At 45.3% G+C, this 16,568-nt stretch carries 12 protein-coding genes and 8 tRNA genes; 8 read left to right on the top strand and 12 right to left on the bottom strand.

Features of this window, described 5'->3' with window-relative positions; translation table 11 throughout:
- Positions 1–156: 156 nt before the first annotated feature.
- Both fadE and ACYFDN_RS19640 read left to right on the top strand, forming a co-directional pair.
- Positions 157–2,628 (top strand): acyl-CoA dehydrogenase FadE, encoded by a 2,472-nt coding sequence (gene fadE, locus ACYFDN_RS19645; protein ID WP_483512413.1) that lies wholly within the window; start codon positions 157–159, stop codon positions 2,626–2,628.
- Positions 2,629–2,759: 131 nt separating this feature from the next.
- Complete coding sequence (locus ACYFDN_RS19640) at positions 2,760–4,286, top strand: HD domain-containing phosphohydrolase (RefSeq protein WP_016403662.1); 1,527 nt, start codon at positions 2,760–2,762, stop codon at positions 4,284–4,286.
- Between the two features lie 94 nt (positions 4,287–4,380).
- Here the strand turns inward: ACYFDN_RS19640 and ACYFDN_RS19635 are convergent.
- The 10 genes from ACYFDN_RS19635 to dnaQ form a co-directional block, all read right to left on the bottom strand.
- Positions 4,381–4,457: transfer RNA gene (locus tag ACYFDN_RS19635), tRNA-Asp, on the bottom strand.
- 39 nt (positions 4,458–4,496) lie between these two features.
- A tRNA-Asp gene (locus ACYFDN_RS19630) sits at positions 4,497–4,573 on the bottom strand.
- Positions 4,574–4,596: 23 nt separating this feature from the next.
- A tRNA-Asp gene (locus ACYFDN_RS19625) sits at positions 4,597–4,673 on the bottom strand.
- Positions 4,674–4,709: 36 nt separating this feature from the next.
- Positions 4,710–4,786 (bottom strand) — tRNA-Asp (locus tag ACYFDN_RS19620).
- A gap of 36 nt (positions 4,787–4,822) precedes the next feature.
- Positions 4,823–4,899, bottom strand: a tRNA-Asp gene (locus ACYFDN_RS19615).
- Positions 4,900–4,935: 36 nt separating this feature from the next.
- Positions 4,936–5,012: transfer RNA gene (locus ACYFDN_RS19610), tRNA-Asp, on the bottom strand.
- Positions 5,013–5,048: 36 nt separating this feature from the next.
- Positions 5,049–5,125: transfer RNA gene (locus ACYFDN_RS19605), tRNA-Asp, on the bottom strand.
- Between the two features lie 36 nt (positions 5,126–5,161).
- A tRNA-Asp gene (locus ACYFDN_RS19600) sits at positions 5,162–5,238 on the bottom strand.
- A 146-nt stretch (positions 5,239–5,384) separates the two neighbouring features.
- The gene (locus ACYFDN_RS19595) at positions 5,385–6,638 is read right to left on the bottom strand and encodes a TIGR03503 family protein (RefSeq protein WP_040307326.1); all 1,254 of its coding nucleotides are present in this window, start codon (positions 6,636–6,638) and stop codon (positions 5,385–5,387) included.
- Positions 6,639–6,643: 5 nt separating this feature from the next.
- The gene (dnaQ, locus tag ACYFDN_RS19590) at positions 6,644–7,420 is read right to left on the bottom strand and encodes a DNA polymerase III subunit epsilon (RefSeq protein WP_256471378.1); all 777 of its coding nucleotides are present in this window, start codon (positions 7,418–7,420) and stop codon (positions 6,644–6,646) included.
- Between the two features lie 51 nt (positions 7,421–7,471).
- Here dnaQ and rnhA point away from each other — a divergent pair, with 51 nt between their 5' ends.
- A complete protein-coding gene (rnhA, locus tag ACYFDN_RS19585; protein ID WP_483512412.1) occupies positions 7,472–7,942 on the top strand; it encodes a ribonuclease HI in 471 nt (156 codons plus the stop codon).
- Here rnhA and ACYFDN_RS19580 read toward each other — a convergent pair.
- Positions 7,939–8,655 (bottom strand): methyltransferase domain-containing protein, encoded by a 717-nt coding sequence (locus ACYFDN_RS19580; protein ID WP_016402360.1) that lies wholly within the window; start codon positions 8,653–8,655, stop codon positions 7,939–7,941. The two genes, rnhA and ACYFDN_RS19580, sit on opposite strands and share 4 nt — an antisense overlap.
- A 71-nt stretch (positions 8,656–8,726) precedes the next feature.
- On the opposite strand from ACYFDN_RS19580, the gene gloB reads away from it, so the two are divergent.
- Entirely contained in the window at positions 8,727–9,497 is a 771-nt protein-coding gene (gloB, locus tag ACYFDN_RS19575; protein ID WP_483512411.1) for a hydroxyacylglutathione hydrolase, read from the top strand.
- A gap of 62 nt (positions 9,498–9,559) precedes the next feature.
- Positions 9,560–11,149 (top strand): lytic transglycosylase, encoded by a 1,590-nt coding sequence (locus ACYFDN_RS19570; RefSeq protein WP_483512410.1) that lies wholly within the window; start codon positions 9,560–9,562, stop codon positions 11,147–11,149.
- Here the strand turns inward: ACYFDN_RS19570 and ACYFDN_RS19565 are convergent.
- Positions 11,139–11,951: an endonuclease/exonuclease/phosphatase family protein gene (locus ACYFDN_RS19565; protein WP_483512409.1), complete on the bottom strand. Its 813-nt coding sequence runs from the start codon at positions 11,949–11,951 to the stop codon at positions 11,139–11,141. The genes ACYFDN_RS19570 and ACYFDN_RS19565 overlap by 11 nt on opposite strands.
- 147 nt (positions 11,952–12,098) lie before the next feature.
- Here ACYFDN_RS19565 and ACYFDN_RS19560 point away from each other — a divergent pair, with 147 nt between their 5' ends.
- The 3 genes from ACYFDN_RS19560 to ACYFDN_RS19550 all read left to right on the top strand — a co-directional run bounded on the left by ACYFDN_RS19560 (position 12,099) and on the right by ACYFDN_RS19550 (position 16,560).
- The gene (locus tag ACYFDN_RS19560; protein ID WP_152779731.1) at positions 12,099–12,968 is read left to right on the top strand and encodes a patatin-like phospholipase family protein; all 870 of its coding nucleotides are present in this window, start codon (positions 12,099–12,101) and stop codon (positions 12,966–12,968) included.
- Between the two features lie 112 nt (positions 12,969–13,080).
- Positions 13,081–14,742: a methyl-accepting chemotaxis protein gene (locus ACYFDN_RS19555; RefSeq protein WP_152779733.1), complete on the top strand. Its 1,662-nt coding sequence runs from the start codon at positions 13,081–13,083 to the stop codon at positions 14,740–14,742.
- Between the two features lie 156 nt (positions 14,743–14,898).
- A complete protein-coding gene (locus ACYFDN_RS19550) occupies positions 14,899–16,560 on the top strand; it encodes a methyl-accepting chemotaxis protein (protein ID WP_406609178.1) in 1,662 nt (553 codons plus the stop codon).
- Positions 16,561–16,568 lie beyond the last annotated feature (8 nt).

Here is a 16,568-nt window from a genome sequence, read left to right as displayed (position 1 = left end):
AAGGATCAGCGTTCTATTCAGCGCATATCTCAATTTGTTAACTAAAAAATACAACTAAACTTATGTTGATATTTTGTAAAAGACTTGAAGTTTGTTAACCACTGCGTTACAAATACCCAAAGAGGTCAGACCTCTTACAAGTCCAAGGAGAGATTGATGCAAAGTTACTTACCCCTTTTTGCTGCCATTGGTGGCCTATTATTAATGGGCGGGCTCGCTTATTTTAGAGCGTCGTTACTGGCATTTAGCCTAGTGCTAACCGCCTCACTGGCTGCTTACAGTTTTGTCTCGCCATTTAGCGAGCTGTTCTGGCTAGCCTATTTGTTAATTGTTGGTGGGTTGAATTTTAAGCCTTTGCGTCAACAACTGATCTCTAAACCGCTGTTCAAAACCTTCAAAAAAATCATGCCCGAAATGTCGCGTACCGAAAAAGAAGCCATCGAGGCAGGTACCACATGGTGGGAAGGCGAGCTATTTCGCGGAGCGCCTGACTGGAAAAAGCTTCATAGCTACCCGGCGCCACGCCTAAGTGCAGAAGAACAAGCCTTTTTAGATGGTCCGGTTGAGCAAGTATGTGCGATGACTAGAGACTGGGAAATAACCCATGAACTAGCAGACTTACCCGAAGAAATTTGGGACTTTTTGAAAGAGCATAAATTCTTCGCCATGATCATCAAAAAGAAATACGGTGGCCTAGAGTTCTCTGCCTACGCGCAATCTTGTGTGCTACAAAAACTCGCCAGTATTTCAGCAGTACTATCTAGCACGGTAGGTGTGCCTAACTCGCTTGGTCCAGGCGAATTATTGCAACACTACGGAACAAAAGAACAACAAGACCACTACCTACCCCGCTTAGCAGAGGGTAAAGAAATTCCTTGTTTTGCATTAACCAGCCCAGAAGCTGGCTCAGATGCCGGGTCTATTCCTGATGCAGGTGTGGTTTGTATGGGTGAATGGCAAGGTGAGCAAGTGCTGGGTATGCGAATTACTTGGAATAAACGCTATATCACCTTAGCGCCGGTGGCCACTATTTTAGGCCTAGCATTCAAATTATCAGATCCCGACAAACTAATTGGCGAGCAAGAAGAGCTTGGCATTACCTGCGCACTTATTCCAACCGACATTGAAGGGGTTGAAGTAGGTCGTCGTCACTTCCCGCTTAACGTTCCTTTCATGAACGGCCCTACCCGCGCTAACGACCTATTTGTGCCTATCGACTTTATCATTGGTGGTAAAGAAATGGCGGGCCAAGGTTGGCGCATGCTTGTGGAATGTTTGTCGGTTGGCCGCGGAATTACCCTGCCTTCCAGTGCAACTGGTGGCATTAAAAATGCGGCTTTAGCTACTGGTGCTTACGCCCGTATCCGTCGCCAATTCAAATTACCCATTGGAAAAATGGAAGGTGTGGAAGAGCCTTTAGCTCGACTAGCAGGTAACGCTTATATGATGGGAGCGGCTTCTGACTTAACCGTAACCGCCATCGACCTTGGCGAAAAACCATCGGTTATTTCTGCCATAGTAAAATACCACCTAACCCACCGAGGCCAGCGTGCTAGCATTGATGCAATGGATGTAGTCGGCGGTAAAGGAATTTGCTTAGGTCCTAAAAACTTTTTGGCTCGCTCGTACCAAGGTGCACCAATTGCCATTACCGTTGAAGGCGCAAACATTCTAACTCGTAGTATGATTATTTATGGGCAAGGCGCCATTCGTTGTCATCCATACGTGCTTGCAGAAATGGAAGCTACTCAACACCCCGATTTTAACCAAGGCTTACAACAGTTTGATAAAGCACTATTTAGCCACCTTGGTTTTGCCACCAGCAACTTTGTTCGCAGTTTTTGGTTTGGCCTAACTAGCAACAGTTTAATTAGCACTCCCTACTCCGACCAAACGGCTACCTACTACAAACAACTAACTCGTTTTAGTAGCAATTTAGCGCTGTTGTCTGATGTAGCTATGGGAACACTAGGCGGTAACTTAAAACGTAAAGAACGAGTATCAGCTCGCCTAGGCGACATGTTAAGCCAGCTTTACTTGTGCTCGGCCACTTTAAAACGTTTTGACGATGACGGCCGCAAACAAGAAGATTTGCCCTTATTGCACTGGAGCATGCAAGACTCTCTGTTTCAATTACAGAATGCCTTAGATGAGTTACTGCTTAACTTCCCGAATAAATGGGTAGGTAAAGTAATGCGCTTAGTGATGTTCCCGCTAGGTAAGCCCTTCCATGCACCAAGTGATGTGTTAGACCATAAACTTGCACGTATTCTACAAGAGCCAAGTGAAACCCGTAATCGCGTAGGACAGGGCCGCTTTGATAGCCGAGTAGAAGGCAATGTTTATGGTGAGTTAGAGCAAACTTTAGAAGATGTACTGGCTTGCGAAGCGCTATACGACAAAGTATGTAAAGCACTAGGCGAGAAACGCCCCTTCACCCAGCTAGATAAACTTGCCGACGAAGGTATAAAACTTGGTGTAATTAACGCTGAAGAAGCCGCCTTAATGCGCCGAACAGAGCAAGGCCGGTTGGCTGCAATTAACGTAGATGACTTTGACCATGAGCAGTTAGAGAATCGCCCTAACCTAGCCAAAACAAGCGCAGCAGATTTAGACTCCGTCGCTTAATACAAAAATTCATCAATCAAAAATAAGCGAGCAACAATAGCTCGCTTTTTTTATCAGTATCAGAAGCAAGGCATTGAATTTGAGTCTAAAATACACTTAACTAAAAGAAAAACATAAGCAATGGATAGCGAATGAGCGACGACATCTTTTTACTAGATGACACAGCCACCGAAACTCAAGAGCAACAGGATCAATGGAAACTATTGGTTGTTGACGATGAGCCGGAAGTTCACCACATCACTAGCATGACGTTGTCACAGTTTGTTTTTGACAACAAATCGATATTGTTTCTACATGCCAACTCAGCCCAAGAAGCCAAACTTATATTGGCCGAACACAACGACATCGCCTTAATCCTATTAGATGTTGTTATGGAAACCGACGATGCAGGCTTATGTTTAGTTCGTCATATTCGCCAAGATCTGGATAACCAAAGCGTTCGAATCGTATTACGCACCGGCCAGCCAGGGCAAGCTCCCGAAGATGAAGTGGTAGAAAACTACGACATTAACGACTACAAAGACAAAACCGAGCTCACCTCGCAAAAACTACGTACCCTTATTAGAGCAAGCTTGCGCTCTTACCGAGATATTTGTTCGCTTGAGAAACATAAACTGGGCCTAGAAAAAGTCGTTAAGGCCTCGCGCGGCATATTCGAAAAAAATGCCTTGTTTACTTTTGTAGAAGGCGCCTTAGAACAACTGGCTGTAATACTAAATTTAGAAGACAGCTGTATCTATCAAGTAGAACAATATGCTTATAAAGTTAACTCTACTCAATTGCAGTTATTAGCTTATCAAGGGCAACAACGCCCTAGTAAAGCGCATCAACATTTATCGGAATTCCCCAGTAATCAACAGCAAATATTCAGCCAAGCAATAGATCAAAAAACCAATGTTTTCCAAGATAATGCCTTGGCGATTTACTGTGAAAACAGCGCTTACAATTTATTGTTTTATATCACTAGGAATACGCCGTTTAACCAAGCAGATCAGCATTTCATTAACTTGCTTAGTGAAAACATCGTGGTTGCTTTAGAAAACATTCGACTTAACGAAGTGATTAGCACCAACCAAAAAGAAGTACTGTATCGCCTCGGGGAAATAGTTGAAACTCGCTCAAAAGAATCGGGCATGCACGTTCGCCGAGTTGCCCTTTTTACTGCTTTACTCGCCGAGTTACTTGATTTACCAGCCATGAAAGTTGAACAGTTAAAGCTGGCATCCCCCTTACATGATGTAGGCAAAGTGGCCATTCCCGATGCAATATTGCACAAACCGGGCAAGCTTACCCCCGAGGAATGGGAAGTAATGCAAACCCATGCGGCCATTGGCGAAAACATGCTTAAAGACTCAAATATTGAAGTAATGCAACTTGCTTCAGAAATCGCTGGCTCGCACCATGAGAAATGGGATGGTAGTGGTTATCCAAGAGGCTTAAAAGGTGAAGAGATCCCAATTAGCGGGCGTTTAACCGCCATTGCTGACGTGTTTGATGCCCTAGGAAGCATACGCTGTTATAAAAATGCCTGGAATGACCAAGAGATTATTGAGTATTTAGAACAACAACGCGGTAAACAGTTTGATCCGCAGCTTGTGGATGCGCTGCTCAACAACTTTGCGCGATTTGTAAAAATTAGAGATAAGTATCAAGACTAAGCCTACTAATTAAGGCTTTGAGTAAACCTTAAAGCCTAATCCCTCGAATTTCAGGCACAAAAAAACCTCGCTTAACGAGGCTCTTGTTTAGTAGTGGCGGAGTGGACGGGACTCGAACCCGCGACCCCCGGCGTGACAGGCCGGTATTCTAACCAACTGAACTACCACTCCGCATATACTAACGTCACGATTGTATTACTACTTTAATGCTGGCGGAGTGGACGGGACTCGAACCCGCGACCCCCGGCGTGACAGGCCGGTATTCTAACCAACTGAACTACCACTCCTACGCATTAAATTGTTTCGTCGTTGGCGGAGTGGACGGGACTCGAACCCGCGACCCCCGGCGTGACAGGCCGGTATTCTAACCAACTGAACTACCACTCCGCTACATCGAAACATTACACACAGACTAAACAGACTTGGCGGAGTGGACGGGACTCGAACCCGCGACCCCCGGCGTGACAGGCCGGTATTCTAACCAACTGAACTACCACTCCGCTACATCGAAACATTACACACAGACTAAACAGACTTGGCGGAGTGGACGGGACTCGAACCCGCGACCCCCGGCGTGACAGGCCGGTATTCTAACCAACTGAACTACCACTCCGCTACATCGAAACATTACACACAGACTAAACAGACTTGGCGGAGTGGACGGGACTCGAACCCGCGACCCCCGGCGTGACAGGCCGGTATTCTAACCAACTGAACTACCACTCCGCTACATCGAAACATTACACACAGACTAAACAGACTTGGCGGAGTGGACGGGACTCGAACCCGCGACCCCCGGCGTGACAGGCCGGTATTCTAACCAACTGAACTACCACTCCGCTACATCGAAACATTACACACAGACTAAACAGACTTGGCGGAGTGGACGGGACTCGAACCCGCGACCCCCGGCGTGACAGGCCGGTATTCTAACCAACTGAACTACCACTCCGCAGAACCATCTCGTCTGGTGCGGCGCAGATAATACGGTTATGCCTATTACGAGTCAACAAAGAATTGTCTTATTTCTTTAAAAATTCGTTCAAGCGCTGATGTTTTAGCCAAAGCGTCGAGCTTTTAGCCAAACCAGCTTATAAATCACTCCGATGGCATCTTTAAGCTACTGGCTTCATCCATTTTGGGTTCTGCGCTTGGCTCTGCTGCGGGAGCTTCTCTAGCACCTTTTAATGCCGCCTCAAAGGCCTTACGTTTTCGCCACCATATAAAACCAAAAGCAGCGCCTGCTAACAGCAAAAATCCAAAGACATAAAGTAAAATAACTAGCCACAGCGACATTTCTGGCTCTGGAACTACCACCTCTTCTATTACCACTGGTTCTGGAGGCGGTGGCGGCGGAGGAAGGATCACAAAGTCTTCCTCTGGCAAGTCGATAACTATCTCGCGATTTTGAATAGTGGTCGCCAATAAGGTGCCCATAACACGATAGCGCCCTTGCTCGGTGGGTGTGGGAAGGTCTACGGTAAACTCATCACTTTCAGCATAAGTTTGGAAGTCTTGCTCCCAACCTACATTGTTATAAACCTTACCGCTAATCACTACCGACTCGGGCCTAATTTCGTCGGTATCTATCACCAAGGCCATCCGCGCTTGACGCTCTTCGTCTTTTGGAGACATGACCTTTATTTCTACAGGATTGGGATATATCAGCACCGGAGAGATTTGAGCACGAGTAAAAATCTGGTTTAAGGTGCTAACGATCATTTCGTACTTGCCGGGGCGAGCTTCTAACTTGATAAAAGTGGTGAACACGCCATCGTCGGCATATTCATCATAATCTTTGCCATCGTCAAAAAACTTACCTAACTCGTCGCGACGCACTTCTACAGTTTGGTCTTCGAGCAGTTGCTGACGCATTAATGCAACATTCATTAGTGCTTCTTGTAGCATAACTTCTAAGTCAATCCGCTCGCCTTTACTGCTTAGGCGCGCCGTTACACGCAAACGCTCTCCTTGATAGAGTTGGTGAGGGATAGGATCAACTGTTAAGTCGATATCACTGAGAATACGAATGCGGTTACGGCCTTTGTTTTCAGCCACCGCCTGCCAAGGGCCTCGCATCGGTTTTTCAATGGTTACAATGTCGAGTTCATCGGTTTCTAACCAACTGACATTTTTCGGCACATCCCAAGCATAAATTTTGCTGCCATCGGGGCGCACCAAAATAGCGGCAGGAGAACCGGGGGAGCGATATAAAAGAAAGGTCGCCTTATCAATAGTTTGATCGAGGCGAAAACGATTATCGATTAAAGGAATATCTCGATTTTCGAAAATGGTTGATGCTTGTACAGGAATCACAATACACAACAACAGCCACAAAAGTTTTTTTATCATCAAGTTTAGTTGCGCCAGCGACACTGGCCTCCCTTTTTCTCGACAAGGTCTAAGCGCTCCTGGTGCTCGCTGAGCTCTTGTTCTGTTGCAAATACTACTTTTAGAGGGGCACGATTAGAATCAATCAAACGAACGCCAACTCCATCCCCACTGCCTTTTTGCTTTAAATTTAACTTATTTTGGCCACCGGTCATTTTTAAGAAAACGTCGGCCAGCAATTCGGCATCCAGTAATGCGCCGTGGTAAGTCCGTGATGTGCGATCTACACCATAGTAATCACTTAAGGAGTCTAAGTTTTTACGTGAAGGTAAAGGCTTATTGCCCGCCATTTGTACTTCACGTTTATTGTATTCACCACGCCGCGCCACCAATAATGAATCGGTGATAGTACAGATATCGGCACATTTGGGCATCGCTTGAGCCAAGGTTCGCGACATCATCTCAAACTCGTGATCTAGGAAGCTAATATCGAAGTTTGCGTTATGTGCCACCAACTCGCCGCCACGAATAAACTCAACAAAATCATGGGCAACATCTCTAAATAAAGGCTTATCTGCGACAAATTCATCGGTAATACCGTGAACTTGAATTGCCTCTTCATCAATCAACTGCTCAGGGTTGATATACACATGAAAGGTATTACCGGTTAGCTTTCGGTCGATAACTTCCACACAACCAATTTCAATAACGCGGTGTCCTTGATAGATAGGTCCGCCACTATCATTCATACCGGTGGTTTCAGTATCAAATACAATTAAGCGATGGCTCTTGGATTGGTTCACAACAACTCCTATGCGACACTAAGCAGATAATCCTGCAAGTTTAACAAAAATATGGCAAAAGAAGTCCACTTGTTTACCGATGGCTCATGTTTAGGTAACCCAGGTCCTGGAGGATATGGAGCATTGCTAGTTTACCAAGCTCATCGCAAAGAGCTTAGCCAAGGCTACCGACTCACCACCAACAACCGAATGGAAATGCTAGCGGCCATTATTGGCCTAGAAAGCCTAACCCAAGCCTGCAAGGTGGTGTTAACTACCGATAGTCAATACGTTCGCCAAGGTATTACCCAATGGATCCACAACTGGAAAAAGCGTGATTGGAAAACCGCTGCAAAAGCCGAGGTAAAAAATGCCGATTTATGGAAGCGCTTAGATGCAGCCTGCCAACGCCATCAAGTTGAATGGCACTGGGTAAAAGGCCACACTGGACACCCAGAAAATGAACGAGTAGACGACCTCGCCCGCGAAGCTGCGACAAACAACGCCAGCTTAATCGACGAAGTGTACGAGCAACAAACCTAACCACTAATTGACGAAGGCACCGGAATGCGTTGTTTCACTCTCCAGGCCTTTTTGACCGGGGTTAGCGGTGCGCGGCGTTTACGGGCCACTATAAAATACGCCGATGCCGTAGCGCGAAAATAACGCTTGCCCCAACGCTCAAACCATTGCGGCGCGGGCCGGCTATTAACAAACGAGGTATAAGCAAAACGCTCATCATTAAGCACTTCAAAACCTAATAGGTTTAACCAATCCTTCACCCGCGCAGGGGTAAACATGCGACACGACCAAGGCATTCCACGTTTTCTGAAGGGAAAATAACGACGCATGCCCAACAAGCTAAATGGATTAAAACCGCTGATAATCAGGTAACCATCGGCTGTGAGTACTCGCTCCACCTCACGCAATATCTGATGGGGATCTTTCGAAAAATCCAAACTATGGGCTAGCAGGCATAAATCAATACTGCTTTCTTGAAAAGGTAGTTGCTCCGGGTGAGCACGTAAGCCAATTAAGTGCCCTTGCTTTGCCACATTTAATTGGTGACGTATCATCGAGGCATGGCAGTTTAACTGAGCACTTAAATTACCCAGTTTTAACATGTGATAACCAAAGGCCACAGGCAGGTGCTGGTCAAGCAAGCTTTGCTGCTGCTCCATTAACCAATCGCCTAATGGCAGATCTTGCCAGAAGTCAGGGCTTGCAATTACTTCACGAATTTTCGCCGGCTTCATCAATTCCCCGTACCAATCTACTGCAGTTAAGGCAATAATGTGTCATCGACTTTAACGACAGAGATATCATAATGCAAATCATCCATATACCCGCCTTTAATGATAACTATATCTGGTTAATAAAAGAGGAAAATTCAAACGATTGTGTTGTGGTTGACCCAGGAGACGCTGCGCCAGTAGAGCAGCGACTTAAAGATATTGGCGGCCAGTTAAGCGCCATACTTATCACTCATCATCATGCCGATCATATTGGTGGTGTTGAAAGGTTATTAGCCAGTTATCCGCAGGCTAAGGTTTATGCCCCAAAAAACGCTAAATACACGTTTAAACATCAAACAGTAAAACAATCAGATAGCTTCACTCCCGAAGGTTTAAACCAGCCTTTCTCGGTGCTTGAAGTGCCAGGTCACACCCTTGACCATATTGCCTACCTAAGCAAAGGTCACTTGTTTATTGGCGATACTTTATTTTCGGCGGGTTGTGGAAGGTTATTTGAAGGCAGCGCCCAACAAATGCACCAGTCTTTAGAAAAAATTAAGGACTTACCAAACGACACCCTAATTTATGCAGCGCATGAATACACTCAAGCCAACTTACAATTTGCACTTAGTGTAGAACCAGATAATGCAGAGTTACTGAGTTATCAGCAACAAGTAAGTAAGCTGCGCCAAATGGGCCTACCTAGCCTGCCTACTAGCTTAAATCAGCAATTGGCGATAAATCCCTTTTTACGCTGCAATAATGAAAATATTAAGGCAGCGGTTGAGTTGGCTGAATTACAACCATTAAACAATGAGATAGCAGTATTCGCTGGCCTAAGATCATGGAAAGACCGCTTCTGACTTGCCAAACTAGCTTTAGCTCAATACCATTGAGCACTGAATTTAACGTAAATGGATAAATCATGAAAGCGCTCATTGTTGGCCTTTTTTCTTTATTATTGGGCGCTTGCCAACTCACTAATCCTCAAGTTACTGAACAATTAGTAGATGCTAATGCTGTAGACGCTAGCGAGCAGCAAACTAAAGCAGAACAAGTAAAGGAAGTTGAAGAAGCGAAGGTTCAGGTACAACCTGAAGCAGAGCCAGAGCCTCAAGCTCCGGTTTATCACGACGTTTGGGTTAGAATTGAGGACCAACTGGCCATTCCTCTGCCAGAGAACAACAAACGCCTACAAGCTCAACTTAACTGGTTTTTAAAACACCCCGACTACATGCGCCGTGTATCAGTTAGAGCCGACCCTTACTTGTTTTTTATTGTTGAAGAAATTGAACGCCGCCAAATGCCTTTGGAGCTAGCGCTTTTACCCATCGTAGAAAGTGCTTTTCAACCCTTTGCATACTCCCATGGGCGTGCAGCGGGTATCTGGCAAATAATCCCTGGTACAGGTAAACGCTTTGGTCTTGAGCAAAATTGGTGGTACGACGGACGCCGCGATGTATATGCCTCTACTCATGCCGCACTCGATTACCTTGAGTATCTACATAAATACTTTGATGGCGATTGGTTACATGCTCTTGCTGCCTATAACTCTGGCGAAGGTCGCGTTCGACGTGCTATTCGCGCCAACGCTAACGCTGGCAAAGCTACTGATTTTTGGTCGCTAAACCTGCCTAGAGAAACCCGCGCTTATGTGCCTAAACTATTGGCACTAAGCCAAATGTTACAACATCGCGAAGAGTACCAGCTAAATATCCCTGAAATTGCCAACAAAGCGCATTTTGAAAAAGTTGATACTTATAGCCAAATCGACTTAGCGCTAGCGGCGGATTTAGCCAATATTAAACTTGATCAATTACATAAACTGAACCCAGGTTTTAACCGTTGGGCTACCGCACCTAATGGCCCACACTACTTGTTAGTGCCAAAGAAGAATGTGCCTAATTTTGAAGTAGCTCTGGCCTCTTTGTCTAAACAAGAGCGCATGCAATGGGCGCGTTATAAAGTGAAGTCAGGTGACAGCCTTAGTGTCATCGCCAAGCGTTATAACACTACCAGCAAACAGATCCGAGAGCTTAACCAGCTAAGCAGCAATACTATTCGTATTGGTCAACATTTGTTGGTACCAGTATCTTCGCGTAATCAGAATGCTTACACCCTTAGCCAGAGCCAACGTTTGGCTAGCCAACAAAACAAACCTCGTGGGGACATTAAGCTAAATTACACGGTGAAGTCAGGGGATAGTTTTTGGAGCATTGCGCAGAAATATAAGGTGTCGCACCGCAACATTGCAAAATGGAATAGCATGGCGCCAACCGACACTTTAAAACCGGGTAAAAAGCTGGTGATTTGGCAAAAATCTCAAGCCAATAAAAACCACATTCAAACCGTTACCTATAAAGTACGCAACGGAGATTCACTGTCTCGCATTGCCCAAAAATTTAAAGTGTCAGTGACCGATTTATTGAAGTGGAATGACCTAAACAAAAATCACTATTTACAGCCAGGTCAGAAGTTAAAACTGTATATTAACGTGGCTGAAGTTAGCGCTTAGCAAAACGAAAGTGCACCAACAAGGCATTGTGATCGGAACTCTCGGTCACAATGCTCTCGCTCTGATTCACCCGTAATCCACGATAAAACACATGATCTAAAGCTTTTCCAAAAAATCGGGTTCGCCTATCTGGTTTAAACCTCACCGTTTTTAATTGGTGCGCAGTAATAAACTGCTCTAGCACTGCTAAACGCCCGCTGCTCCAAGTATTAAAATCACCGGCTAAAATCACAGCACCATGGTACCCCGCCAGCCACGGACCAAGCTGCTGAAGTTGCCGTAAATAATCTTCTTCACTGAGAGTGAAATTAATACTATGCATATTGATCAGCAATAATTGCTGCTGTTGCCATTGGTATAACTGCAGTAACGCTGATTTCGGTACTCTTATCCACGGCTCAGTACTTAAGGCCAAACAGTTTTCCTCACTAGCAAACTTGGCCAAGTTCATCACTCCTAGGCCATCACCAAGCCACTCAAAGGCGATAGCTTGATATTGGTGCCATTGAGGTCCTTCAGACCAAGCCAACATGCGCTCTCTGCTGGCTTCTTGAAGCAGCATAAAATCGGCTTGTTGTGAGAACTGTTCTAGCTGTTCTGTCCAGCCTTGATTTTGGCCTTTATAGCTATTCCAAACCAAAACAGAAAAGTCTGCAGTATCTGGCAGGGCTTGAATATTTTGAATATTTGCGGGGTGGTAATCTAGTGTTTGATTCTCACAAACGGGCAGCTGTGCATAAGCGGCAGAGCTTAATAAAACAAACGAACTACTTATTAACAGAGCTTGGAAAAACCAACGCATCACTCGCACATTAAGCCCTCATGCAAAACTTAGATACAAAAACAAAACGGATAAAACAGCCCGTAAATAGAAAGATATTTTGGCAAAGCCTAGCGGCTTGGCAAATTTGCGACATACTTGAGCTATCATCAAATAATGGATAAGCAAATGCAATCTCAAGAGCCAAGGACACTAGTTCCCATATTTGCTGGCGGTGGCACCCGCCTACCCGCCCATATTGGGATTCTAGCCGGCTTAAAAGAGCTAAATGTTCATTTTTCACATATTGTTGGCGTTTCTGGGGGCAGTATTATTAGCTCCTTATTTGCTAGCGGTATGGATGTAGAACAAATAAAAGCCATTGCCTTAGATACCGACTTCGAACAGTTCAAAGGCTTTTCGCTAATCAGCTTGCTACGTAATGGCGGGCTTTGTTCAGGCGACAAGTTTGAAGAGTGGATCGATGACTTACTTAATGGCGTTACCTTTAGTCAGCTGCCAATGCAGCTACATGTAGTAGCCACCGATGTACGCTCTGGCTCACCAGTTGTATTTGATGCTATTCGCACCCCTCACGAAAAAGTATCGCGAGCGGTGCGTTTTTCTATGTCTATTCCACTGATTTTTTCTTTTAAGCCCTACCAAGACCACTTAATGGTAGATGGCAGCATATTATCGGAAGATGCTCTTCATCAAGATTGGGCCGAAGATGGCACCCCTGTCATCTGCTTTAGGCTACGAGGAGACAATGACATAAAGCCATTGCAAACTAATGGAATTTTTCCCCTTGCCGCGTACATCTCATTATTAATTAGAACTTTCATGACCACCATTTCAAGAGAGTATGTTAATGAGAAGTTTTGGCATAGAACCATCGTAGTAAATACTGGCAATACCTCTCCGGTCGATTTTCACCTCAACGATGAAGCAAAGTTACGTTTATTCGACACCGGTTATCAAACTGCCATTAACATCGTGCCGGCTAAAATATGGCACCAACAGCACCCGGCTCCACAAGCTGACAACAAACATATTTAAAACAATGGCTTGATCACGTTTTCAAGCTACTAAAACCGCTTCACAGCCTGTAAAGCGCATAGCCGTCTACACTTAAAAAAACCAAAAAAATAAACCATTCGGAACGTAGACTATGTCACTAACTATTCGCCAACGCTTACTCTTTTTATCACTAGCGCCCGTGCTTATTTTGGCCGTTAGTATTTTGCTCCTGACCATCTCCGAGACCCAAAAGCTCACCCAAGGGCAATCTAAAGAAACCCGAGAAAACATGCTTAATATGAAAAAGGATGAGCTAAAAGCCTATATGGGTTTAGCCTACTCTGCGGTGGCCGAAATCTATGAAAATGGTGGAACCTTAGAGCAAGCCTTACCCATATTACAACGCCTAGAATATGGCGAAACCGGATATATGTTCGGTTATACCAATAAAGGTGTTCGGGTATTTATGGGCACATTAGATAAAGGCATTGGTGATAATTTTTGGTCACTGCAAGACAAACAAGGCCAGTACCTAATTCAAGACCTGATCAAAGCCTCGAAAAAAGGCGAATTTTACACCTACTATTTCCCTAAACCTGGTGGCAGCGAAGCTTTGCCGAAACTCAGCTACGCCATTTACTTAGACCGCTGGGATTTAATGATGGGCACCGGTTTTTACACCGATGATGTAGAAGCGGTAATTACAAGCTTAGAAGAACATGCAAAAGACAGCCTGCAATCATCGCTAATGTTCCTAGGGCTAACAGCAGCTGTCTTACTCGGCTTTGCACTTATCATCGGTTACTTTATTAATCGAAGCATAATGGCGCCGCTACAAGACTTAAATAATTCCTTTGAAAAACTCGCCAGTGGCGATGCAGACTTAAGCGCCCGACTCGACACCAACTACGTGCATGAGTTTGGGCAACTAGCAACTAACTTTAATTCATTCATCGAATTACTCCACGAAATCATCAGCATGGTGGGTAATGTTGCCCACGACGTTGCCAAAGAAACCTCTTCCATGTCAGACCGCGCCAATAGCGTTGACCAATTGCTGGTAGAACAACGTGAAGAAACGGAGCAGGTGGCTACTGCAATGACAGAAATGACGGCATCTGCTCACGATGTTTCTGACAATGCTAACCAAGCGGCAAACTCTGCCCAACAAGTTGATACTAACGCTGGCCAAGCAATGAGTACCGTGGGCACCGCAGTAACAACGGTGCAGCAACTGGCCGATGAAATAGGCCAAGCGAGTGAGGTGATAGGTAAGCTTGAAGGGGATGTGCAAAATATTTCTTCTGCTTTAGGGGTGATTCAAGGCATTGCCGAACAAACAAACCTGCTGGCCTTGAACGCAGCCATTGAAGCGGCCCGAGCTGGTGAACAAGGCCGAGGCTTCGCGGTAGTAGCCGATGAAGTACGTCAATTAGCCAGTCGTACTCAACAAAGCACTGGTGAAATTCATGGCATGATTGAGCGCCTCAAGAGCGGTTCCGATGCAGCTGTGTCAGCCATGAATAGTAGCCAAGAGCGCAGTGGTGAAGCCGTAAGTGGTGCTAACGCGGCCAGTGATGCGCTGCAGCTGATTAAAGAATCTATTCAACACATCATGGACATGAATGCCCTCATCGCAACGGCAACTGAAGAGCAAAGCCATGTAGGCCAAGAGATCTCCCAGCGCATTGTGCATATTGCTGACCAATCCAGTCAATCTGCCGGTTTAGCGCAAGAAAATCGCAGTGGCAGTGTTAACCTCAATGAACGCGCAGAACAGCTTGAAGAATTAGTGAAACGCTTCACTTTATAAAGAGTTTTTAGCAAAGCCCCTTTTAAATAAAGGGGCTTTTTTATACCTAAGTCTAAGTAGCAGAATCAATTCACAAAAAAGCTTAATTCCTTGTGCTAGTCTGCCGATAATAACTCAACAATACCTCTAAAATACATCAACCGCAGGGAGCGAACTATGTCTCTTACTATACGCCAACGTTTACTTATTTTGGCCTTAGGGCCGGTTCTTATTTTGGCAGCTAGTATGCTTTTTTTAAGCTACTCCGAAACTAAAGCTCTGAGTCAGGCTCAATCATCAGAAACACAAGAAAACATGATGGAGATGAAAAAAGCGGAGCTAAAGGCTTATTTAGATATGGCCTACTCCTCAATAGCTGAAATTTATGAAAACGGTGGAAGCCTAGAGCAAGCTATGCCAACGCTTAAACGGTTAAAGTATGGCGAGAGTGGTTACATATTTGGCTATGACAAGACCGGGGTGCGAAAGCTACTTGGCGCTAGTGATAAAGGCATTGGCGATAACTTTTGGTCACTGCAAGATAAACACAACCAATACATCATCCGTGATTTACTAAAAGCTTCAAAAAACGGTGAATTCTATACTTACTACTTTCCTAAACCAGGTGGTAGTGAAGCATTACCAAAACTAGGTTACGCCATCTACCTGGATAAATGGGACTTATTCATTGGCACTGGTTTTTATACCGATGATGTTGACGCCGTAATTGCAAAACTGGAAGCCGAAGCCCAAGCTAGCCTTGAGTCATCAATGCTATTTATCTTTATTACCGGCATTGCCCTGCTCGGCTTAGCCGTGGTGATCAGTTACTTTATTAACCGCAGCATTATGGCGCCGCTACAAGATTTAAATCAGTCCTTCGAAAAGCTCGCCAGTGGCGATGCAGACTTAAGTGCTCGTCTGCGAACCGACTATGTTCATGAGTTTGGCCAATTAGCCAATAACTTTAATGCCTTCATCTCGCTTCTTCACGACATTATTAGCATGGTGGGTAAAGTCTCTTCTGATGTCGCCAAAGAAACCTCATCGATGTCTGATCGCGCCAACAGCGTTGACCAACTGCTTGTGGAGCAACGAGAAGAAACAGAACAAGTGGCCACCGCGATGACTGAAATGACCGCTTCGGCTCATGACGTATCCGACAACGCTAATCAAGCAGCCAACTCGGCACAAGAAGTTGATAACAACGCAGGTCAAGCTATGACTACGGTAGGCAGCGCTGTTACCACTGTGCAACATCTAGCCGATGAGATTGGTCAAGCCAGTGAAGTGATTAGCAAATTAGAAGGCGATGTACAGAATATTTCCTCGGCTTTAGGGGTAATTCAAGGCATTGCCGAACAAACCAACCTCTTAGCGCTAAATGCTGCCATTGAAGCTGCACGCGCTGGAGAACAAGGCCGAGGGTTTGCCGTTGTTGCTGATGAGGTTCGCCAATTAGCCAGCCGCACTCAACAAAGCACCGGTGAAATTCATGAAATGATTGAACGACTAAAAAGTGGCTCTGACGCAGCGGTAACCGCAATGGACACTAGCCAAGAGCGCAGTAGCGAAGCCGTTAGTGGTGCCAATGCCGCCAGTGATGCGCTGCAGCTGATTAAAGAGTCGATTCAACACATCATGGATATGAATGCGCTTATTGCCACCGCTACCGAAGAGCAAAGCCACGTTGGCCAAGAAATATCTCAGCGTATTGTACAAATTGCCGATCAATCGAGTCAATCAGCCAGTCTCGCTCAAGAAAACCGCGCAGGCAGCCTCAATCTTAACGAACGTGCCGAGCAACTAGAAGAGCTGGTAAAACGCTTTACTTTGTAAGCTCAAAC

This window comes from Agarivorans sp. D1326, assembly GCF_056958115.1.
Note: the sequence above shows the minus strand (reverse complement) of the source record. Positions and strands in the feature narration are given on the sequence as shown.